Annotated in this window: 18 protein-coding genes; 13 read left to right on the top strand and 5 right to left on the bottom strand. The window is 74.6% G+C overall.

The annotated features are described in order from the left end of the window. Window positions 1-100: 100 nt before the first annotated feature. Window positions 101-898 carry a GntR family transcriptional regulator gene (locus ACFU74_RS09020; RefSeq protein WP_380754048.1) on the top strand — a complete coding sequence of 266 codons (798 nt, stop codon included), beginning with the start codon at window positions 101-103 and terminating at the stop codon, window positions 896-898. Between the two features lie 4 nt (window positions 899-902). Here ACFU74_RS09020 and ACFU74_RS09015 read toward each other — a convergent pair whose 3' ends face one another. Next, window positions 903-1,535 carry a TetR family transcriptional regulator gene (locus ACFU74_RS09015; protein ID WP_380754045.1) on the bottom strand — a complete coding sequence of 211 codons (633 nt, stop codon included), beginning with the start codon at window positions 1,533-1,535 and terminating at the stop codon, window positions 903-905. Between the two features lie 237 nt (window positions 1,536-1,772). Here ACFU74_RS09015 and ACFU74_RS09010 point away from each other — a divergent pair, with 237 nt between their 5' ends. The 7 genes from ACFU74_RS09010 (at window position 1,773) to ACFU74_RS08980 (ending at window position 9,115) form a co-directional block, all read left to right on the top strand. Continuing rightward, window positions 1,773-3,347: an ABC transporter substrate-binding protein gene (locus tag ACFU74_RS09010; protein ID WP_380754042.1), complete on the top strand. Its 1,575-nt coding sequence runs from the start codon at window positions 1,773-1,775 to the stop codon at window positions 3,345-3,347. Then, complete coding sequence (locus ACFU74_RS09005) at window positions 3,344-4,315, top strand: ABC transporter permease (RefSeq protein WP_380754039.1); 972 nt, start codon at window positions 3,344-3,346, stop codon at window positions 4,313-4,315. The genes ACFU74_RS09010 and ACFU74_RS09005 overlap by 4 nt, the downstream gene beginning before the upstream one ends. After that, window positions 4,302-5,168 carry an ABC transporter permease gene (locus ACFU74_RS09000; protein WP_380754036.1) on the top strand — a complete coding sequence of 289 codons (867 nt, stop codon included), beginning with the start codon at window positions 4,302-4,304 and terminating at the stop codon, window positions 5,166-5,168. Before ACFU74_RS09005 ends, ACFU74_RS09000 begins: the two co-directional genes overlap by 14 nt. Next, entirely contained in the window at window positions 5,165-6,184 is a 1,020-nt protein-coding gene (locus tag ACFU74_RS08995) for an ABC transporter ATP-binding protein (protein ID WP_380754033.1), read from the top strand. Before ACFU74_RS09000 ends, ACFU74_RS08995 begins: the two co-directional genes overlap by 4 nt. Then, window positions 6,181-7,212 (top strand): ABC transporter ATP-binding protein, encoded by a 1,032-nt coding sequence (locus ACFU74_RS08990; RefSeq protein ID WP_380754030.1) that lies wholly within the window; start codon window positions 6,181-6,183, stop codon window positions 7,210-7,212. The genes ACFU74_RS08995 and ACFU74_RS08990 overlap by 4 nt, the downstream gene beginning before the upstream one ends. Before the next feature lie 136 nt (window positions 7,213-7,348). Further along, window positions 7,349-8,470 carry a PucR family transcriptional regulator gene (locus ACFU74_RS08985; protein WP_380754027.1) on the top strand — a complete coding sequence of 374 codons (1,122 nt, stop codon included), beginning with the start codon at window positions 7,349-7,351 and terminating at the stop codon, window positions 8,468-8,470. A 186-nt stretch (window positions 8,471-8,656) separates the two neighbouring features. After that, on the top strand, window positions 8,657-9,115 hold the full coding sequence (locus ACFU74_RS08980) for a hypothetical protein (protein ID WP_380754024.1): 459 nt from the start codon (window positions 8,657-8,659) through the stop codon (window positions 9,113-9,115). A gap of 21 nt (window positions 9,116-9,136) precedes the next feature. On the opposite strand, the gene ACFU74_RS08975 is transcribed toward ACFU74_RS08980, so the two are convergent. Further along, complete coding sequence (locus ACFU74_RS08975; RefSeq protein WP_380754021.1) at window positions 9,137-10,804, bottom strand: 4Fe-4S binding protein; 1,668 nt, start codon at window positions 10,802-10,804, stop codon at window positions 9,137-9,139. 51 nt (window positions 10,805-10,855) lie between these two features. Beyond that, window positions 10,856-11,797: a diiron oxygenase gene (locus ACFU74_RS08970; RefSeq protein ID WP_380754019.1), complete on the bottom strand. Its 942-nt coding sequence runs from the start codon at window positions 11,795-11,797 to the stop codon at window positions 10,856-10,858. Window positions 11,798-12,038: 241 nt separating this feature from the next. On the opposite strand from ACFU74_RS08970, the gene ACFU74_RS08965 reads away from it, so the two are divergent. Both ACFU74_RS08965 and ACFU74_RS08960 read left to right on the top strand, forming a co-directional pair. Next, complete coding sequence (locus tag ACFU74_RS08965) at window positions 12,039-14,612, top strand: SpoIIE family protein phosphatase (protein WP_380754017.1); 2,574 nt, start codon at window positions 12,039-12,041, stop codon at window positions 14,610-14,612. Window positions 14,613-15,137: 525 nt separating this feature from the next. Continuing rightward, the gene (locus tag ACFU74_RS08960; RefSeq protein ID WP_380754014.1) at window positions 15,138-15,374 is read left to right on the top strand and encodes a chaplin; all 237 of its coding nucleotides are present in this window, start codon (window positions 15,138-15,140) and stop codon (window positions 15,372-15,374) included. Between the two features lie 94 nt (window positions 15,375-15,468). Here the strand turns inward: ACFU74_RS08960 and ACFU74_RS08955 are convergent, their stop codons facing one another. Next, entirely contained in the window at window positions 15,469-16,818 is a 1,350-nt protein-coding gene (locus tag ACFU74_RS08955; protein WP_380754011.1) for a glycoside hydrolase family 18 protein, read from the bottom strand. Window positions 16,819-17,096: 278 nt separating this feature from the next. On the opposite strand from ACFU74_RS08955, the gene ACFU74_RS08950 reads away from it, so the two are divergent. Further along, window positions 17,097-17,570 carry a carboxymuconolactone decarboxylase family protein gene (locus ACFU74_RS08950; protein WP_380754008.1) on the top strand — a complete coding sequence of 158 codons (474 nt, stop codon included), beginning with the start codon at window positions 17,097-17,099 and terminating at the stop codon, window positions 17,568-17,570. Window positions 17,571-17,628: 58 nt separating this feature from the next. Further along, window positions 17,629-18,552 (top strand): RNA polymerase sigma-70 factor, encoded by a 924-nt coding sequence (locus ACFU74_RS08945; RefSeq protein ID WP_380754006.1) that lies wholly within the window; start codon window positions 17,629-17,631, stop codon window positions 18,550-18,552. Window positions 18,553-18,561: 9 nt separating this feature from the next. On the opposite strand, the gene ACFU74_RS08940 is transcribed toward ACFU74_RS08945, so the two are convergent. Then, on the bottom strand, window positions 18,562-19,203 hold the full coding sequence (locus tag ACFU74_RS08940; protein ID WP_380754003.1) for a TetR/AcrR family transcriptional regulator: 642 nt from the start codon (window positions 19,201-19,203) through the stop codon (window positions 18,562-18,564). Window positions 19,204-19,375: 172 nt separating this feature from the next. Between ACFU74_RS08940 and ACFU74_RS08935 the strand changes: the two genes are divergently transcribed. Then, window positions 19,376-20,611, top strand: a complete 1,236-nt coding sequence (locus ACFU74_RS08935) for a glycoside hydrolase family 1 protein (RefSeq protein ID WP_380754000.1) — start codon at window positions 19,376-19,378, stop codon at window positions 20,609-20,611. Window positions 20,612-20,641: the final 30 nt, after the last annotated feature.

Below are 20,641 nucleotides of genomic sequence, written 5' to 3'. Positions count from 1 at the left end.
ATGTCTACCTGGCGGATGGGGCACCCGGCAAGCGGCGACGAGGTGAACTTCCGGCAAACCTGGACCGGATGCCGCCCCCCGGCTCCGTAGGATCTGCCGCGTGGCGACGCACCGAACCGAGACCCCGCTGTACCGCCGGCTGGCCCGGCAGCTCCAGGAGCGCATCGACGCCGGGACGTACCCGGCGGGCTCCCGGCTGCCCAGCGAGCCCGAGCTGAGCGCCGAGTTCGGCGTCAACCGGCTGACCGTCCGGCAGGCGGCGGCCGAGCTGGAACGGGCCGCGGTGCTGGAGATCCGCCGCGGCGTGGGGACGTTCGTCCGCCCGCCGGCGGTGCGGGTGTCGATCACCGTCGACCCGCGCAGCCAGCGCTTCGACCTCGGCAGCGTGCACACCGGGCTGCCGCTCGGCGCACAGGCACCGGACCCGGCGGCGGACGGCGAGTTCGTGGTGGCCGCACCGCCGGTGAGCGGGAGCCCGGAGGACGAGGAGGCGGCCCGTCAGCTGGGACGCGACAGCGCGCAGCTGTCCCGGGTGGACACGGTGATCCGGCTGGGCGGCCGGCCCCGGGTGGTGAGCAGCTACTGGACGGCGTCCGGGCCGCTGCCGGCCGAAATGCTGCGGCCGGGCCGCCCCGGCAACATGGTGCTCGACCTGGCCCGGGCGGCCGGGGTGGAACTGGAGTACGACTGGCGGGCGTTCGGCGCGATCGGCGCGGACCTCGCCGACGCGGAGCTGCTCGGGGTGCCGCCGGGCACCGCCCTGCTGGTCCGCGAGGGCGTCAGCTGCACGCCGGACGGCGCGCCCGCGCTGTACGTGCGGCGGCGGATCGACGGCAGCAGCGCGCGGTTCGTCCTGCACTACCGCGAGCCGGGCGGCGGATCGGGACCGGCCCGGTAGGCGCTCACCGGACGGCCCCGGCCGCGGCCGCCCGTTCGAACGCCCCGAGCACGTCGCGGAAGGCCGACACCCAGTCCCGCAGCGAACGGACCTCCGCACCGCCCACGATGCGCTGCCGGGTCATGCCCGCGAGCAGCGCCGCGAACGCCTGCGGCCGCAGGTCGACGGCCGGGTCCACGCCCAGCCGTTCGGCCGCGATCGCCACCGCCCGCTGCGAGAAGGCGTCGACCACGGTCAGCCCGAAGTCGTGCACGCTGCGGACCCCGATGAACCGGTGCCGCAGGGCCCGGCGCCGCACCGAGTGCTCGGCCGGCTCCTCCAACTCGCCGTCGGTGGTGGCCACCGCGTGGTCGAAGGCGGCCCAGAGGTCGAGCCCGGCCGGCGCGGCGGCGAAGGCGTCCAGGACGGCAGCGCCGAAGTCCATGCCGAACAGCAGCGCCTCCTTGCACTCGTAGTAGCGGAAGAAGGTGCGGTGGGCGACGTCGGCCCGGCGGCAGATCTGGTCCACCGTGGTGCCCTCGAAGCCCTGCTCCTCGAAGAGGTCGAGCCCCGCCGTGCGGATGGCCTGCCTGGTCCGCGCCCGTTTGCGGTCGCGCAGCCCGGGCTCCGCCGCGGTGTCCGTCCCCTGCCCCTGCATCCTGCTCGCCCCTCGTCAACTGCTGTGCCGCACGCGGCCGTAGTCGTACCGAATCACGCCCGGCGCGGCCCGCTCAAGCCGCGCGCCAAGTCGTCGGCATTTCGTCATCCGAAGTTTGCATAACTGCCAGTTGGCAGTTGTGCCACTTCCAAAGGGTGGTGTCCGGCGGCCACCGGTCCGGCTGCGCCCGCCGGTCTTCCCCCTCCCCCGTAGCCCCCCGAACCCTCCCGAGGAATCATGAAGCGGCACACGCTCGTCCTGGCGTCCACGGTCTGCACGGCGGCCCTCGCCCTCACCGCCTCCGCCTGCTCCGCGTCCGACGACGCGGTCTCCGGCGGCGGCGCGGCCGCCGCCACGGCCCAGGACGACGGCCCCGCCGTCGACGGCGGCACCCTGAGAATCGGCCTCGACCGTCCGTTCACCAAGCTCGACCCGGCCGAGACCACCCTCACCTCGATGCCGATGATGATCCTGGCCAACGCGCTCTACGACCCGCTGATGGTCAACGGCGACAACGGCGCCGTCGAGCCCTACCTGGCCAAGTCCTTCACCGCCGCCAGTACCGACGCCACCGCCTGGACGCTGGAGCTGCGCGAGGGCGTCACCTTCAGCGACGGCAAGCCGCTCGACGCGCAGGCCGTGATCGACCACGTCAACCGGCTCGCCACGCCCGAGGCCAAGTGCAGCTGCGCCAGCGACGCCGCCACCATCGGCGGCATGACGGTGAACTCCCCGACCTCCGTCGGCTTCACCCTCAAGTCCCCCAACGCCGCCTTCCCCAGCCTGTTCACCCGCTCCCTCGGCTACGTCTCCGAGGCCCCCGCCGGAACCGACACCCCCGCCGTCGGCTCCGGCCCGTACACGATCGAGAGCGTGCAGCCGGGCGTCTCCGCCACCCTCGTCCGCAACCCCTCCTACTGGGGCGCCAAGGGCCACGCCGACAAGCTCGTCTACAAGGTGCTGCCCGACGCCGACAGCCGCTACCAGTCGCTGCGCTCCGGCGACGCCGACGTGGTCTGGGCCGAGACCCCCGCCCAGCACAAGCAGGCCGCCGCCGACGGCCTGCGGGTGGCCGCCGGCCCCGGCTCCACCTCCACCGTGCTGTTCAACACCAAGGTCGCGCCCTTCGACGACCCGAAGGTGCGCAAGGCGCTGCAGCTCGCGGTGGACCGCTCGGCCGTCGAGAAGGTCGTCTACCTCGACCAGGGCAAGGTGTCGGACGGCCCGATCGGCTCCACCTCCCCCTACCGCGCCGCCGGCGACGCCTCCGGGTACCCCGCGCACGACCCGGCCAAGGCGCGGGCCCTGCTCGCCGAGGCGGGCCACCCCGACCTCTCCTTCGAGTACCTCGTCGACAGCCGCCCCGAGGGCCAGCAGCGCGCCACCGTGCTCCAGCAGATGTTCGCCGAGGTCGGCGTGAAGGTGACCATCAAGCCGCTGGACGCGGCGGGCCTGGGCACCGCGATGTTCCAGCGCAAGTTCCAGGTGATGGACTTCGTCACCAGCATGTTCGGCGACACCGACACCGCCCTGGCCAGCCTCTACGTGCCCGACGCCCCCTTCAACTTCACCGGCTGGAACAACCCGAAGGCCGGTCAGGCGATCGCCGCCGGGCGCGCCGCCGTCGACCCGGCCCAGCGCGCCCGCCACTACCAGGAGGCCGCGCAGGAGGTCGTCAACGACGCCCCGATGCTCTTCCTGACCGAGAACCGGACCGGCCTGCTGACCTCCGCCAAGATCGGCGGCCTGCCCGACGTCTCCAAGCGGACCGTCGTCAACGTCTCCCCGGCCGTGCTGTGGGTGAAGAAGTGACACCCACCGCCCTCCGCACGGCGGGACGCACCGCCGGACGGCTCGCACGGGCCGCCGCGGTGCTCCTGCTGGTCATCGTCGCGGCGCTCTCCCTGCCGCACCTGATGCCCGGCTCCCCCGCCCTCGCCGCGCTCGGCCCCACCGCCACCCCGGAGCAGGTCACCGCGTACGAGGCCAAGCTCGGCCTGGACGAGAACGTGCTCACCGCCGCCTGGCGCTGGCTCGGCGACGCCCTGCACGGCGACCTCGGCCACTCGCTCTCCACCGGCGTCGCCGTCACCACCGAGCTCGCCGACCGGATCCCGGTCACCCTCGAACTCTTCATCGCCGCCCAGGTGGTGGCACTCGGCCTGGCCCTGCCGGTCGCGCTCTGGTCGGCCTGGCGGCCGGGCGGCGCGCTCGACCGGATCGCCACCGCCGGCGCCTTCGTCTGGCTGGCCGTGCCCGGCTTCGTGCTCGGCCTGCTGCTGATCTGGCTCACCGCCGTCCAGCTGCGGCTCCTGCCGGCCACCGGCTGGACCCCGTTCACCGAGGACCCGCTGGAGAACCTGCGCCACCTGGTGCTGCCCGCGCTCACCCTCGGCCTCACCGAGGCCGCCGTCTTCACCCGCACCCTGCGCGGCCAACTGCTCGACACCCTCGACCAGACCTACATCGCCGCCGCCCGCAGCCGCGGCATGGGCACCGTGCGGCTGCTGCTGCGCCGGACGCTGCGGCCCTCCTCGCTGCCGCTGGTCACCCTGGTCGGCATCGGCATCGGGACCTCGCTCGGCGGCTCGGTGCTGGTCGAGACGCTGTTCGCGGTGCCCGGCGTCGGCACCTGGGTCTCCGGGGCGATCAACAGCCGCGACTTCCCGGTGGTGCAGGGGGTCGTGGTGGTCAGCGCCGTCGCCGTGGTGGCGGCCACCTTCGCCGTGGACCTGCTGTACCGCACGATCGACCCGAGGATCGCCGATGAGCGCCGCTGAGACCGTCCCCGTTCCCGCTGCCGCCGCCACACCGCGCAAGAGGGCGGCGCGCCGCCGCCCCTCCGCCGGGGTGCTGGTCGCCGGCGCCTGGCTGGCCGTCGTCGCGCTCGCCGCCCTGCTGCTCCCGCTGCTGCCCGGCTTCGACCCGCTGCACGGCGACTTCGCCAACCCCGCCGCCGCCCCCGGCCCCGGCCACTGGCTGGGCACCGACGCCGGCGGACGCGACGTCCTGCAGCGCACCGTGGCCGGCGCCCGCGCCTCCTTCACCGTCGCCGGGCTGACCATCGCCGTCGGACTGCTCGGCGGCGGGGCGCTCGGCGTGGCCGCCGGCTGGTTCCGCGGGCCGGTGGACAAGGTGATCGGCTTCGCCACCGACCTGCTGATGTCCGTCCCCACCCTGATCCTGGTGATGATCGCGGTCTCGCTGCGCGGCCCCAGCCTGACCCTGATCGGCTCGCTGATCGGCCTGTTCACCGTGCCGCACTTCACCCGGGTGGTGCGCGCCGTCGTGCTGTCGCTCAGCGAGCGCGGCTTCGTCCAGGCCGCCCGGATGATCGGCACCGCGCCGCTGCGCATCCTGCGCCGCGAGGTGGTCCCGCACGTCGCGCCCGCCGCGCTCACCTTCGCGTTCACCGCCACCACGGTCGCCATCGTCGCCGAGGGCTCGCTCAGCTTCCTCGGCTTCGGGCTGCGCCCGCCGGAGCCGTCCTGGGGCGGCATCATCGCCGAGGGCCGAACCACGCTCGGCAGCGCCCCGTGGATCTCGCTCGCCCCGGCGGCGGTGCTCTGCCTGACCGTCCTCGCCCTCAACTACCTGGGCGAGCAGCTGCGTTCGAAGGGAGGGCGAGGATGACCAGCCCGGTTCTGGAGGTCCGTTCGCTCGACACCACCCTGCACACCCCCGACGGCCGGACGCTGCACGTGCTGCACGGCATCGACCTGACCATCGACGCCGGCGAGTGCCTCGGCGTCGTCGGCGAGTCCGGCTCCGGCAAGTCCGTACTGGCCCGCACCGTGCTCGGCGTCCACCCGCTCACCACCCGGGCCACCGCCACCGGCTCGGTGCGGCTGAACGGCGAGGACCTGCTCACCGCCACCGCCGCCCGGCGCGCCGAACTGCTCGGCACCGGCGTCGCGATGGTCCACCAGGACCCGATGACCTCGCTCAACCCGGTCGTCCGGATCGCCGACCAGGTCACCGAGTCGCTCACCAACCGGCGCCGGATGCCGCGCCGCGAGCGGCTGCGCACCGCCGCCGAACTGCTCGCCGCCGTCGACGTCCCCGACCCGGCCCGGCGCGCCCGCGCCTACCCGCACGAGCTGTCCGGCGGGCTACGCCAGCGCGTCGGCATCGCCGCCGCACTGGCCGGCTCCCCCGCCCTGCTGCTCGCCGACGAGCCCACCACCGCGCTCGACGTCACCGTCCAGCGCACCGTGCTCGACCTGCTCGACCGGCACCGCGAGACCCGGGGCCTGGCCACCCTGCTGATCACCCATGACATCGGCCTGCTCTACGGCCGCGCCCGGCGGATCGCCGTCATGTACGGCGGACGGGTCGTCGAGACCGGCCCCACCGAGGCCGTCACCGGGACGCCCGCCCACCCGTACACCGCCGCGCTGCTGCGCTCGGTGCCCCGGGTCACCGGGCCGCTGCGCCGCACCCTGCCCGCCGTGGCCGGCTCGCCGCCGGACCTCTCCAAGCCCGTCCCCGGCTGCCCGTTCGCGCCCCGCTGCGAGCGCGCCGAGGCGGTCTGCTCGACGGACGCGCCGCCGCTGCACCGGGCCGGGGCCGGGCACACGGCCGCCTGCCACTTCCCGCTCACGCCGTCGGCCGCACCGCCGGCCAAGGCCGAGGAGGCCGCCGCATGACCACCGCCCCCGCCGCCCCGTCGACCGGCGCCGACACCCCCGTGGTGCTGCGGGCCACCGGGCTGTCCGTGGTCCACCGCACCCGCTCCGGCCCGCTGCACGCCGTCAGCGGCGTCGACGTGGAACTGCGCGAACGCCGCACCCTCGCCCTGGTCGGCGAGTCGGGCTCCGGCAAGAGCAGCATCGCCAAGGCCCTGCTGCGGCTGCCCCCGCCCACCACCGGCACCGTCACCCTGGACGGCACCGACCTCGGCTCGCTCGCCCCGCGCGCGCTGCGGGCGCTGCGCCCCCGGATGCAGATGGTGTTCCAGGACCCGGTCTCCTCGCTCAACCCGCGCCGCACCGTGCGCGACCTCGTCGCCGAACCACTGGACGCCCACCCGGACCCGTCGGTGGACCGGGCGGCGGTGGTCGAGCAGCAGTTGGAGGCCGTCGGCCTGCCGGCCGCGCTGTTCGGCGACCGCCGGCCCGCCCAGCTCTCCGGCGGCCAGGCCCAGCGGGTCGCCATCGCCCGCGCGCTCGCCGCCGAACCGCGGGTGTTGATCGCCGACGAGGCCGTCTCGGCGCTCGACGTCTCCGCCCAGGCGACCGTGCTCAACCTGCTGCGCCGGCTCACCGAGGAACGCGGCCTGGCGAGCCTGTTCATCTCCCACGACCTCGGCGTGGTCCGCGCCGTCAGCGACGACGTCGCGGTGCTCCACCTCGGCCGGCTCTGCGAGCAGGGCCCCACCGAGGAGGTGCTCGCCGCGCCCGCCCACCCCTACACCGCGGCGCTGCTCGCCGCCGTCCCCGAGCCCGGCCGTCCGCTCGGCGACACCGGCCTGCTCCCCGCCGACCCGCCGTCCCCGCTCGACCCGCCGTCCGGCTGCCGGTTCCGCACCCGGTGCCCGTTCGCCGACGACCGGTGCGCCGCCGAGGTGCCGCGGCTGCGCGAGGTGTCGCCCGGACGGACCGTCGCCTGCCACCGGCCGCTCGGGACGAAGGCGGCGTCCGTGGACACCGGAGCGGCCTCGACGCCGACCCGGTAGCATGCCCGGGCTGGGCGGCCGGCAGTCCGACGGATCGAAGGAACGCACCGGCTGACCGGCCGAGAAGCCGAGCGGCCGACCGGTGGAGCCGCCGGCCGACTGGACCACACCGACGGACCGGGCGGGACACGACGACATGACGGTGGCCAACGGAACCGGCACACCCGACATCCCCAACGAGCTGGCCCACCACTGCCTGGACCTGCTCACCGACGTCTCCCGCACCGGCCGTCTGCTGCGCCGCGCCGAACTGGAGCGGCTGCGCGACCTCGGCGAACGCGGCGCCGAGGCCGGCCACGGCCTGCGCGTACTCGTCGGCGCCTGCCTCGGCGCCACCCGCGCCGCCTGGCAGCACCTCCCCGGCCCCGCCGCCGCCACCGCCGCCGAACTGCGGCGCACCGGCGACGCCCTGCTCGCCGCCATCCAGGCCGCCCTCGGCGCCCTCGCCGAGGGCCACGAGCGTGCCCAGCGGATGGCCGTGCGGCAGGAGGAGGCCAACCGGCGCGAGCTGGTCAACGACCTGCTGCACGGCCGCTCCGACCTCGGCCGGCTCGCCGAGCGCGCCGAGCGGTTCGGCCTGCGGCTGGCCGCCGGGTACACCGTCGCGGTCGCCGTCGCCGACGAGCCCTACCTGGAGGGCGCGCCCGCCTCCCACCGGGTGCTGCGCGAACTGACCGGCCGCTACGACGACCGCACCCTGCTGCTGGCCGCCCGCGACGGACGGCTGGTCTGCATCGCCTCCGACGGCGAACGGCCCGTGCTCGCCGCCTTCACCGAGCTGGCCCTGCGGCCCGGCGCCGGCTACACGCCCGCCCGGCGGGTGGCGACCGGCCGCCGGCACGCCGGCACCGGGGGCATCGTGCGCAGCTACGAGGAGGCGCTCTCCGCGCTGGAGTACGCGCAGCGGCTGGGGCTGCCGGCGCAGCGGCTGCGCGCCGAGGAGCTGCTGGTCTTCCCGGTGCTGATGCGGGACAAGTCCGCCATGGCCGACCTGGTGCGCACCGTGCTGGGCCCGCTCACCTCCGCGCGCGGCGGGGCCCGTCCGCTGATGGAGACCATCACCGTCCAGGCGGAGGCCGGCTACGTGAACGCGGAGACCGCGCGGCGGCTCGGCCTGAGCGTGCGCGCGCTCGGCTACCGGCTGGAGCGCATCCGCGACCTCACGGGCTACGACCCGGCGGACGCGCTGCACCGCTACACCCTGGAGACCGCCGTGATGGGCGCGCGGCTGCTCGACTGGCCGGACCGGCCGCTCTGACCATGAACGTTTCATGTTGAACGTTTCAGCGGCCCGTGCGTTGCTTTCGGTTTCCGGATATTTTCCGGTGTCAAAACACCGACAAGACTGCCAGGTCCTGGCAGTGTGCGGACGCTTTCCTCCTGACAGGATCACCACGGCGCCCGGGGGGTCCGGCGCCCTGTGAAAGTCGGGGGGCACGGGCGGATGCTGGGGGATTTCAAGGCCGCACCGGACCTCCCGACGCTGGTGGTCACCGCCGAGTACTGGATGCTGGCCCTGCTCAGCGGCCTGGGGGCCGACGCCGTGTCCGGGGGGCACGACGTCGGCCGCCCCACCGGCACCCGGGGCGGGGGGCACGGCGCCGATCCCCACGTCGGCGCCGCGCCCGGGGAGCTTCCGGACGACCTGCCCGGCGACCTCCTCGCTTCCGAACCCTTCCCCCTGGTCGGCCGCGTCTGCACGGTCCTGCGGGGCGGCGCCTCCACCACCGGCGGCTGGGCCGAGGCCACCACCGACGACGGCTCCCCCGCCCTCCTCGCCGTCCGCACCCCTACCGGCGACCCGACGGTCCCGGCCGGCCGTACCGCCCTCCTCCACGCCCACGACCCCGCCACCGACACCTTCCTCATCACCCCCCTCGACCTCGGCGCCCTCTTCAGCTGAGGCCTCGGGTCCGTCGCCGGGTCAGCGGCGGGCGGCGGCGAGGAGGGCGGGGACGGTGGGGAGTTTGACGCGGGGGCGGCCGGTGGCCGCGCCGCGGGCGCGTTCGGCGCGGTCGATGGCGCGCAGGTGGCGCAGGCCGAGGGCGTCGGGGCAGCGGGTGCGGACCAGGCGGGCGAAGGCCCTGCGGTCGGCGGTGGGGACGGGCAGGAGGCCCGCGACGGCGTCGTCCAGGAGGGCGTGGACGGTCTCCTCGGCGCAGGCGCGGTTGGCGCCGATGCCGCCGGAGGGGCCGCGTTTGGCCCAGCCGACCAGGTAGCTGCCGGGCAGCGGACGGCCGGTCGCCGGGTCGAGGACGCGTCCGCCGCGGTGCGGGACGGCTCCGGCGGCCTCGTCGAAGGGCAGTCCGGGGACGGGGACGCCGCGGTGGCCGATGGAGCGGACGACCAGGGCGGTGTGCAGGAGTTCGTCGGTGCCGGCGAAGCGGACCGCCTCCACCCGGCCGTCGCCGAGGAGTTCGGCCGGCGTGGCGTGGAAGCGCAGCACGATCCGCCGCCCGGGCCGGGGCGGCGCGGCGCCGTCCAGCCGGACCCGTGGGAGGCCGGCGAGCAGCGGCACGGCGTCGGCCTCCGGGTGGTCGTCCACCACGACGTCCACGCCCGGGAGCTGGGTGAGGGCGCGGAACTCGGGCGCGCTCCAGGCGGCGTGCCCGGGCCCGCGCCGGGCGGCCAGCACCACCTCGCGCACCGCGCTGCGGCGCAGGGCGGCGAGGGCGTGGTCGGCGATGTCGGTGACGGCGAGCCGGTCGGGGTCGGTGAGCAGGATCCGCGCGACGTCGACCGCGACGTTGCCGTTGCCGATCACCACCGCCCGTTCGGCGCCCGGCCCCTGCTCCCGGCCCGGCCACTGCTCCCGGCCCGGCCTCTGCTCCCGGCCCGGCCCCGGATCGCCGGGGAGCGTCACCGCGTCGGCGGGTACCGTCGGCTCCGCGTTGTACCAGCGGACGAAGGTGGTGGCGGGCACGCTGCCGGGCAGGTCCTCGCCGGGCACGCCGAGCCGGCGGTCCGCGGCGGCCCCGACCGCGTACACCACCGCGTGGTGGTGGTCGGCGAGTTCGGCGTGGCCGACGTCGGTGCCGACCTCGACGTTGAGGTGCACCCGCAGCCGCGGGTCGTGGAGGACGGGCGCGAAGCTCTCGGCGATCCGCTTGGTCGACTGGTGGTCCGGGGCGACCCCGTACCGCAGCAGCCCGCCCGTCACCGGCAGCCGGTCGATCATGGTGATCTCGGCGCCGGTGGAGCGCAGCAGCGCCTGCGCGGTGTAGCCCGCGGACGGCCCGGTGCCGACGACGGCGACCCGCAGCGGGCCGGCCCCGAGGTCGAGGCCGGCGGGCAGGCTGCGGGGGAAGACGGGTGCGCCCCAGGCGTGGTCGGCGGGGTGGTCGCGGAACCGGTCGCGGTTGAGGTCGCGGTAGACCGCGTCGGGCCCCGTCAGCCGGTCGGCCGGGAGGACGGCGTCCACCGGGCAGGCGTCGGCGCAGGCGCCGCAGTCGATGCAGGCGGCCGGGTCGATGTACAGCATGTCGGTGCGGCCGAAGTCCGGCTCGTCCGGGGTGGGGTGGATGCAGTTGACGGGGCAGACGGACACGCACGAGGCGTCGTTGCAGCAGGTTCGGGTGATCGCGTAGGCCATGGCGGGGGCGGGGTCCTCGCTGGGTGGGGGTCGGGGGCGGCGGGGCGCTGCTCAGAGCATGTGGACGCGCCGGTAGATCCGGGCCGCCGCGTCGGTGAGCAGGCCGTTCTCGGCGAGGAACGCCATCAGGTGGCGGCTGCTGGTGCGCATCATGGCGCGCCGGTGCCCGCTGGCCCGGACCTCGGCGAGCGCCCGTCCGACGTCCAGCCCGGCGGCCCGGTACACGGACGGGTGAACCATGCTGGTGACGATGACGTAGGCACCGGCCGCGATGCCGAAGGCGGCGTTGCGGCGGCGCAGCGCGCCGGCCCCGCGCAGCCGCTCGCGGATCTCCTGGCGGGCGAACTTCATGTGCCGGGACTCCTCGACCACATGGATCCGGGAGGTGCCGCGGACGATGTCGAGGACGTTCTCGCCGCGCATCCAGTCGCGCTGCATGACGTCCAGCACCTCCTCGGCCACCAGGATGCCCCCGTAGGCGAGTTCGCCGCGGGCGAGGGACTTGTAGGCGCGTCCGGCGTGGGCGACGACCCGGTGCGGCCGGTACCGAGGGACGCCCATCTTCTCGCAGGCGCGGGCGAACATGATCGAGTGGCGGCACTCGTCGGCGATCTCGGTGAGCGCGAAGCGGAACTCGGCGCCGGCCGGGTCCTTGAGGTACTGGTCGCGCAGCACCATCTGCTGGAGGATCATCTCGAACCAGATGCCGGTGGTCATGATCGAGCCGACCTCGTGGCGGGTGAGGGTGACCCGCTGCTCCTCGGTCATCTCCGCCCAGAGCGCGGTGCCGTAGAGGGTGCTCCACTCGGGGTTGAGCCCGTAGTGGCCGGGCGGGAGCGGGGCGTCCCAGTCGATCTCGACGGCCGGGTCGTAGGAGAGGACGGCGGCGGAGTCGAGGAGCCGCTTGGAGACGTCGTCGCCGGCCGGGGTGTGAACCGGGCTGGGGACCGGGCTGGGGACCGGGCTGGGGATGCGTTCCGTCGAGTGGGCCATGACTGCCTCCGTCGGGTGCGTGGCCTGCGCGGGAACCCGCACGCCCCGCTTATTGACGGAGATTACAATAAGAGCCGACGCCCGAGAAGCCCCTTCACGGCGCCGCCTCACCAGGCGCGCGGCTCGCAACCTGGGCGCGTGCCGCCCGTCCACGCGCCGTCCGGAACTGGCGGGCTCGCCGGGCCGGGGGATGATGGAGGGGTCGCGGCAGCGAACCCGCCGACGGAGAGGAGCGGACCGGATGGACACGGCGGACGCCCTGTACCGCGGCCGATCCCCCTTCGTCGTCAACGCCGTCGGAGCCCTGCTCGACGCGGACGGCCGCATCGTCCGCTGGACCCCGGAGGCGGAACGGCTGCTCGACCTCGGCGCCGCACAGGTCCACGGCCGCCCCGTGCACGACCTGCTCGCCGACCCCTCCGGCTGGCCGGCCATGTCCGCCCTCAGCACCCGGCAGCGCGCCGAGGGCTGGTCCGGCGAGGCGGTGCTGCGCACCGGCCGGGGCGAACGGCTCCCGCTGTCGTACCAGGTGCTGCCGCTGAACGCGCCCGACGGCGGCCCCGCGGGACCGGAGGCCGGCGGTTCGGCCCGGTACTTCGTGCTCGCCGCCCCCACCCCGCAGATCGCCCGCTCGCGCCAGGACCAGGCCTTCACCCGCGAACTGTTCCTCCAGGACCGGGTCGGCCTGGCCGTCTTCGACGAGCGGCTGCGCCTGGTGCGCACCAACACCCATCTGCTCCCCTACAGCGGCCTGCCGCCGGACCTGCGCGGACGGCGGCTCGGCGACTTCCTCCAGGCGCAGGACGCCGCCGCCGTCGAACGCGGGCTGCGCGACGTGCTGCGCACCGGGCGGCCGCTGATCGGCGCGGAGGAGATCGTCCGCACCATCGAGGACCCGGCGGGCGGCGCGGTGATGGCGATCTCGGCGTTCCGGCTGCAGGCCCCGGACGGGCAGGTGATCGGGGTGACCGCGCTGTTCACCGACGTCACCGAGCTGCACCGGTCCGGCGAGCGGCTCGCCCTGCTGCACCGGGCCACGGCGGCCGTCGGCGGCTCGCTGTCGGTCACCGGGACGGCGGAGGAACTGGCGGCCGTGCTCGCCCCGCCGTCGTCCGGGGGCGGGGCCGCCGAGGCGGACGGCGGGTCGGTGCCGGGGCTCGCCGACCTCGCGGTGGTCGACGTCGCCGAGGCCGTCTTCACCGGCGGGGAGCCGGTCGCGGGGCGGGACGGCCGGGTGCCGCTGCGGCGCACCGCCGTCGCCGCCGCCATCGCAGCGGGAGCGGGCGGGGCGGGAGCGGGCGGAGCGGGCGACCGGGCGATGCCGGAGCCCCCGCCCACCGGCGTGAGCGTGCACGCCGACCCCGGCGAGCAGACCGCGCACACCGACTTCCCGCCGTCGATGACGGTCCCGCTGCGGGCCGGCGGCAGCCTGCTCGGCCGGGTCACCGTTCACCGCGCCCCGCACCGGCCGCCGTACCTGCCGGCCGATCTGGAACTGCTGCGCGAGATCGCCGACCGCGCCGCCCTCGCCCTGGACAACGCCCGCCGCTACGCGCGCGAGCACCGCGCCGCCGTCGGGCTCCAGCGCAGCCTGCTGCCGCCCTCGCAGGCCGAGACCACCGCGGTCTCCACCGCCAGCGTCTACCTGCCCACCGACACGGCGAGCGGGATCGGCGGCGACTGGTTCGACGTCATCCCGCTCTCCTCCGCCCGGGTCGCGCTGGTCGCGGGGGACGTGGTCGGGCACGGACTCGCCGCGAGCGCGACCATGGGGCGGCTGCGCACCGCCGTCCGGACGCTGGCCGACCTCGACCTGGAGCCGGACGAACTGCTGGTCCACCTCGACGACCTGGTCGCCCAGCTGATGGTGGAGGCCGAACGGCCGGAGGAGGAGGACGGGGACGCGGGCCTCGGCGCGGAGCCCGGGGCGGGCGCGGCCACCCGGCCGCCGGTGAGCCACGGCGTGTGGAGCGACGCAGGCCACGACACCCCGGACGACCAGCAGACCGTGCCGTTCGGCGCCACCTGCGTCTACGCGGTGTACGACCCGGTGTCCCGGCGCTGCGCGATGGCCTCGGCCGGCCACCCGCCGCCCGCCGTCGCGGCCCCGGACGGCCGGGTGACGTACGTGCCCCTGCGGCCGGGGCCGCCGCTCGGCGTGAGCGGGCTGCCGTTCGAGGTGACCGAGGTCGACCTGGAACCCGGCAGCCTGCTCGCGCTGTACACCGACGGGCTGCTCCTCGGGTACGCGGACGACCTGGAGGAGGGCATGGACGAACTGTCCCACCGGCTCTCCGCCGCAGCGGCCCCGCCGGAGGGAGCCGTCCCGCCGGTCGGCGCGGCACTGCGGGAACTCGGGCGGGACCTCGTCGCCGACCTCCCGGCGCACCGGCTCACCGACGACGTCACCCTGCTGCTGGCCCGCACCCGGGAGGTGCCGCCCGAGGCCACCGCGGGCTGGACGCTGGACGCCGACCCGGCGGCGGTCGCACGGGTCCGGGAGGCGGCCACCGAGCAGCTGGCGGCCTGGGGGCTGGAGGAGTTGGCGTTCACCACCGAGCTGGTGCTGAGCGAGCTGGTCACCAACGCGATCCGCTACGCCGGCGGCCCGGTCGGCGTCCGCCTCATCCGCGCCGAACGCCTCACCTGCGAGGTCTCCGACCCCAGCGCCACCCAACCCCGTATGCGCCGCGCCCGCCTCACCGACGAGGGCGGCCGCGGCCTCTACCTGGTAGCCCAACTCACCACCCGCTGGGGCAGCCGCTACACCCGCCACGGCAAAACCATCTGGGCCGAACAGGACCTCCCCACCTAACCGGAGCCAAAAGTCGGCCCACCCGACTTCCCACTCCACACGCCCCCAAATATGCAGACCGGTCTACATACCGGCGGGCCGGCGGGCACCGCCGGAGTAGGAAGTCGGCCCGTCCGACTTCCCACTCCACGCACCGGGCGGCGGGCGGCGTGCTGGCAGCAAATATGCAGACCGGTCTACATGCCAGCAGGCCCAAGGAGTGGAAAGTCGAGCCGGCCGACTTCCCACTCCACGCACCGGGCAGGGCGGCGGGGCTGGCGGAGCGGCGGGGCTAGCGGCGGGGCTGGCGGCAAATATGCAGACCGGTCTACATGCCAGCAGGTCCATGGAGTGGAAAGTCGAGCCGGCCGACTTCCCACTCCACGCAACAGGCGAGCCCGAGGCCCGAATATGCAGACCGGTCTACATAGCGTTTTGAGCCGGGTGGTTTGGACACGCCCTCGATTTGGCCAATGCGGGGGGATCGCAGCTTCTCACCGGTGTGATTGGTGCTCTGATCTGCCAACTCATCTCTTAAGGAGAGACATGCGCACTCGCACCGCCCTCGCCGCCGGTGTCCTCGCGGCCGCCGCCCTGCTGGCCGGCGGCGGGACCGCCGTCGCCGACTCCGTCGCCTCGGGCGTGGCCGCCAACTCGCCCGGTGTCCTGTCCGGCAACCAGATCCAGATCCCGGTCCACGTGCCGATCAACGTCTGCGGCAACTCGATCAACATCATCGGGCTCCTCAACCCGGCCTTCGGCAACACCTGCATCAACAAGTAGTCCGCCGGAAGGCGAGCAGGCCGGAACGCACAACAGCGACGCGGGCCCGTCCAGCCGGGCGGGCCCGCGTCCCGTGTGCTCCAGGGGGTGAGCGTCAGCGGCGGTTCAGGCCGCGGTCGAGCGCCGTGATCAGCTCGCCGTCCGGGGTGTCACCGTCGAGCGACCAGATCATCGCCCCGCCGAGGCCCTCGCGGCGCACGTACTCCGCCTTGGTCCGCACCACCGTCGGGTCGTCGTACGTCCACAGGGTGTTGCCGTCGAACAGCCAGGCGCTGCCGTTGCCCGGCCCCCGGTAGAGCTTGTACGCGCCGGACGCGGCGAGCTTCTTCAGCGCCTTGTAGTCCTCGGAGCCGGCCACCCAGGTCGCCGGGGCGGGGCCGGCGGCGGGCTGCCCGAGACCGTCGCCTCCGCCCGTGACGCCCGTCCAGCCCTGGCCGTAGAACGGCATGCCGGTGACCAGCTTGCGCGCCGGGGCGCCGCGCCGCAGCCAGGCGTTGACGGTCTGGTCGACGCTGAAGTCCTTCTTCGCGTACAGCGCGGACTGCTGCGCGGTGGTCGACTCGCCGGAGACGTGGAAGTCGTAGCCCTGGAGGTTCACGAAGTCGAAGTCCCGCATGATCTTGGAGACCTCGAAGCCCGCGTCGATCTTCGCGGGGGCGGTGGGCACGTACGCGCTGAGCTCGAAGTGCTTGCGCCCCTTGAGCGTGCGGCCGTACGCGTCGACCTGGGTGCGGAACTCGCGGACGAGCTTGGTGAAGTTCTGCTTGTCCTCGGGGCGGATCACATTGCCCTCGGCGCCGTCCGAGCCCGGCCACTCCCAGTCGATGTCGATGCCGTCGAAGATCCCGGCCGCCGCACCCGCGCCGCCCCGTCCCTCGTTCAGGGGCAGGTTGCCCTTGAGGTAGAGGTCGATGCAGGAGGAGACCAGCGCCTTGCGCCCGGCGTCGGTGCGCACGGCGTCCGAGAAGTACTTCGAACCGCTCCAACCACCCAGCGAGATCATCACCTTGAGGCCGGGGTGTTCGGCCTTGAGCTTGCGCAGCTGGTTGAAGTTGCCGGCCAGCGCCTGCCCGGCGGTGTCGCCGACGCCGTCCACCGACCCGGCCGCGTCGACCTGGCGGGTGTAGTCGGCGTACGGGTCGGAGCCGGGGCCGCCCATCTGGCAGGTGCCGGCCGGGCCGACGTTGCCGAAGGCGTAGTTGATGTGGGTCAGCTTGCCTGCGGTGCCGCTGGTCTCCAGGTCCTTGACGTGGAAGTTGCGGCCGTAGACGCCCCACTGGATGAAGTAGCCGACCCGCTTGTACGAGACGGTGCCGTGCCGGGAGGAGTCGGACTTCCCGTCGGAGCCGGCCGCCGAGGCGGCGGGCGCGAGCGGGACGACCAGGCCGAGAACGGCCGCGGTCGCGGCGCCGAAGGTCAAGCGGGTCGGGAATCTGTGACGCATGGACGAGATCACCCCTTGTGCGGTGGGGCCGCACGGTCGTGGGAAACGGTGGACGGCACAGGGAGTCCGCAGGGTGCACCCGAGGCGGGCGGCGACGACTCAACACCCACCGTCCCGGCATGTCAACGGAGTTCGGCAAAGTTTTTGCAAAGCGGAACGACGAGTTGACGATCAGTCAGCTCACGAAGTTCTCTCCCCGGACCCGGCGCATGTCACAGGACGGCGGGCCGGTCCGTCTCAGGGGGTGGAGCACCGACCACCACGACGAAGGGCACACCATGGACGCGCGACTCGACTTCTTCGCCACCACGACCGGCAACCGGCTCGTCAAGAGCCTGATGACGCTCGGCCGGGAGCTCAAGGAGATGCCGCTGCCCGTCGGCACCCAGGAGCTGGTGTCGCTGCGGGTCAGCCAGATCAACGGCTGCGCCGTCTGCATCGACATGCACACCAAGGAGGCCGCCGCGGCGGGCGAGAGCGCACTGCGGCTGAACCTGGTCGCGGCCTGGCGGGAGGCCACCGTCTACACCGAGGCCGAGCGCGCGGCGCTGGCGCTCGCCGAGGAGGGCACCCGGGTCGCGGACGGCGCCGGCGGGGTCTGCGACGAGGTCTGGGCGAAGGCCGCCGAGCACTACGACGCCGAGCAGCTGGCCGCCCTGGTCACGCTGATCTCGTTCATGAACCTGGCCAACCGGGCGAACATCATCACCCGCCAGCCCGCGGGCGGCTATGTGGCCGGCCGGTTCCACTGACCGGCCCCGGCCGCGATGATCACCCAGTAGCCGTCCGTTCGAAGGAGAGGGAAGCCGCGTGAGCAAGGTCGAGGAGTTCGAGGAGCTGCGGCCGCTGCTGTTCTCGATCGCCTACCGGATCCTGGGCAGCGTGGGCGAGGCCGAGGACGCCGTCCAGGAGACCTGGCTGCGCTACGACGCCTCGTCGACCCGGCCGACGTCGGTCAAGGCGTTCCTGTCCACCACGGTGACCAGGATCGCGATCGACGTGCTGCGCCTGGCCCGGGTCCGCCGGGAGGAGTACGTGGGGCCGTGGCTGCCGGAGCCGCTGCTCGACGACCCCTACGCGGACCCGGCCCGGGCCGCCGAGCTGGCCGACTCGGTGTCGGTGGCGGCGCTCCTGCTGCTGGAGCGGCTGAGTCCGCTGGAGCGGGCGGCGTTCGTGCTGCGGGAGGTGTTCGGCTTCGGCTTCGACGAGGTCGCCGCCGCGGTGGGCCGCTCCGAGGCGGCCTGCCGCCAGCTGGTGGTGCGGGCGCGCCGGCACATGCGGGAGGGCCGGCCGCGCTTCGAGGCCGAGCGCAAGGAGCGGGACGAGCTGGCCGCGCGCTTCTTCGAGGCGCTGAGCGAGGGCGACATCGCCGGCCTCCAGGAACTGCTGGCCGCCGACGTCACCATGGTCGGCGACGGCGGCGGCAAGACCCCGCAGCTGGCCAGGGCGGTCGCCGGCGCCGCGAACGTGGCCCGGTTGCTGGCTGCGGTCGTCCCGCTGATGGCCCGGATCGACGTGACCTTCGAGCCGCACGAGGTCAACGGCCAGCCCGGTGCCGTCTTCCGCGACCGGGCCGGACGGGTGCTGAACACGCTGGTCCTGGACGTCGCGGACGGCCGGATCCAGACCGTCCGCTCCGTCATCAACCCCGACAAGCTGGCTCACCTCGGGCCGGTCGCCGACGCCTGGGCCGTGCACCACGCCCTCAAGCGGGCCCGCCGCGCCGGGGGCTGACCCGCTCGCTCAGGACGGCGCCGGGCGCTCCCCCTCGGGAGCGTCCGGCGCCGGGCGTTCCCGGGCGGGGCCGGCGGTCCAGTGCGGGCCGACCAGGGTGGCGCCGAGGCGCTCGATGTCCGCGGCCATGTCGATGTCCGGGTCGAGCAGCCACTGGAGCTGGAGGCCGTCGGCGGCGGCGATGAAGATCCGGGCGAGCCAGGCCGCGTCCACCTCGGCGGGGTCGGCGACGCCGTGCTCGATGCGTTCCGCGAGCCGGGCGCGGAGCCGCTCGTAGCGCTGTTCGAAGAAGTCGTGCGCGGGGTGGTCGGGCTCGGCCGCCGCGGCCGCGAGGTCGACGAAGAGCTTGACCAGCCCCGGAGTGGACGCGTTGTGCCGCAGGACCGCCGAGAACGACGGCTCGGCGCCCCCGGATCCGGGGCCGAACCGCTCCTCCGCCGCCACGTCCCTGGCCTCCAGCACGGCCGTGAGCAGGGCCTCCTTGCTACCGAAGTGGTGCATCACCCCGGCGTAGGTCATCCCGGCCCGCTGGGCGATGTCGCGCAGCGAGACGTTGCGGCTGCCCGCCTCCGCGTAGGCGGCGAGGGCGGCGTCGATGATCTGCTGCCGCTTCGCCGAGGTCTTGGCGTACGGCCCCCGAGGCTTGCTCATGGGGCGGATCCTACCGGGTGCGGCACGAAAACATATTGCTGCCAGGTTTTCACTCTCGAAAGCATTGCGTTGTCATGTTTTCAAGCCTAGGGTCGAGGCACTCCCTGCGCGAAGCGGCCGCGGACGGGCCTCACGGGCAGCGGAACGCACCCCGGACGAAGGAGACCCGCCGATGACCGGCCCGACCAGCACCCTGCCCGAGGGCTTCCTCTGGGGCGCCTCCACCTCCGCCCACCAGACCGAGGGCGGGAACACCACCAGCGACTGGTGGCCGCTGGAGCGCGCCGCCGGCCCCGGGGGCCACATCGAGGAGCCCAGCGGCGACGCCTGCGACAGCTACCACCGCTGGCGCGAGGACATGGACCTGCTCGCCGGACTCGGCTTCACCGACTACCGGTTCAGCATCGAGTGGGCCCGGATCGAGCCCGAGCCGGGCGAGTTCTCCCGCGCCGCCATCGCCCACTACCGCCGGATGGTGGAGGGCGCCCACGAGCGCGGCCTGCGGCCGATGGTGACCCTGCACCACTTCACCGCGCCGCGCTGGTTCGCCGAGCACGGCAGCTGGAACGCCCCGGACGCGGGCGAGCGGTTCGCCCGCTACATCGAGGCCGCCGCCCCCGTCTACGCCGACGGCGTGGACCACGTCTGCACCATCAACGAGCCCAACATGCTCGCCATCATGGCGCCACTGCTCGACCTGATGCTCGGCCGCGTCGACCCCGCCACGATGTCGCTCCCGGCGGCCGGCCTGCCGATGCCGGACGGGAGGGCCACCGAGGCGCTGGTCCGGGCCCACCGGCTGGCCGTCGAAGCGGTCAAGTCCCGTGCGCCGCACGTGCGCACCGGATGGTCGGTGGCCAGCCAGGTGAGCCACGCGCTGCCCGGCGTCGAGGGCGCCGAGGAGGCCCGCGCCGCGTACCTGCGCCCGCGCGAGGACGTCTTCCTGGAGGCCGCCCGCGGCGACGACTGGCTCGGCGTGCAGGCCTACACCCGCACCCTGATCGGGGCGGACGGACCGCTGCCGGTCCCGCAGGAGGCGGAACGGACCATCAAGGGCTGGGAGTTCTACCCCGGCGCGCTCGGCGACGCGCTGCGGCACGCCGCCGCCACCGCGCCCGGCGTACCCCTGATCGTCACCGAGAACGGCATCGCCACCGCCGACGACAGCCGCCGCATCGCCTACACCGCGGGCGCCCTGGAGGGCATGGCCGCCACCATGGCCGACGGCGTCGACGTGCGCGGCTACTTCCACTGGAGCGCCCTGGACAACTACGAGTGGGGCAGCTACGCCCCCACCTTCGGCCTGATCGCGGTGGACCGCGAGACCTTCGCCCGCACCCCCAAGCCGTCCGCCTCCTGGCTGGGCGCCGCCGGCCGCAGCCGGGTCCTGCCCGTCGCCGGGGCCTGACCCGCACCGCCGCTCCGAAACCCCCGACCC

Source organism: Kitasatospora sp. NPDC057500 (assembly GCF_042802195.1).
In the GTDB taxonomy this organism is placed as follows: Bacteria; Actinomycetota; Actinomycetes; order Streptomycetales; family Streptomycetaceae; genus Kitasatospora.
The sequence above is the reverse complement of the archived record's forward strand: the minus strand, read 5'-3'. Positions and strand labels throughout refer to the sequence as shown.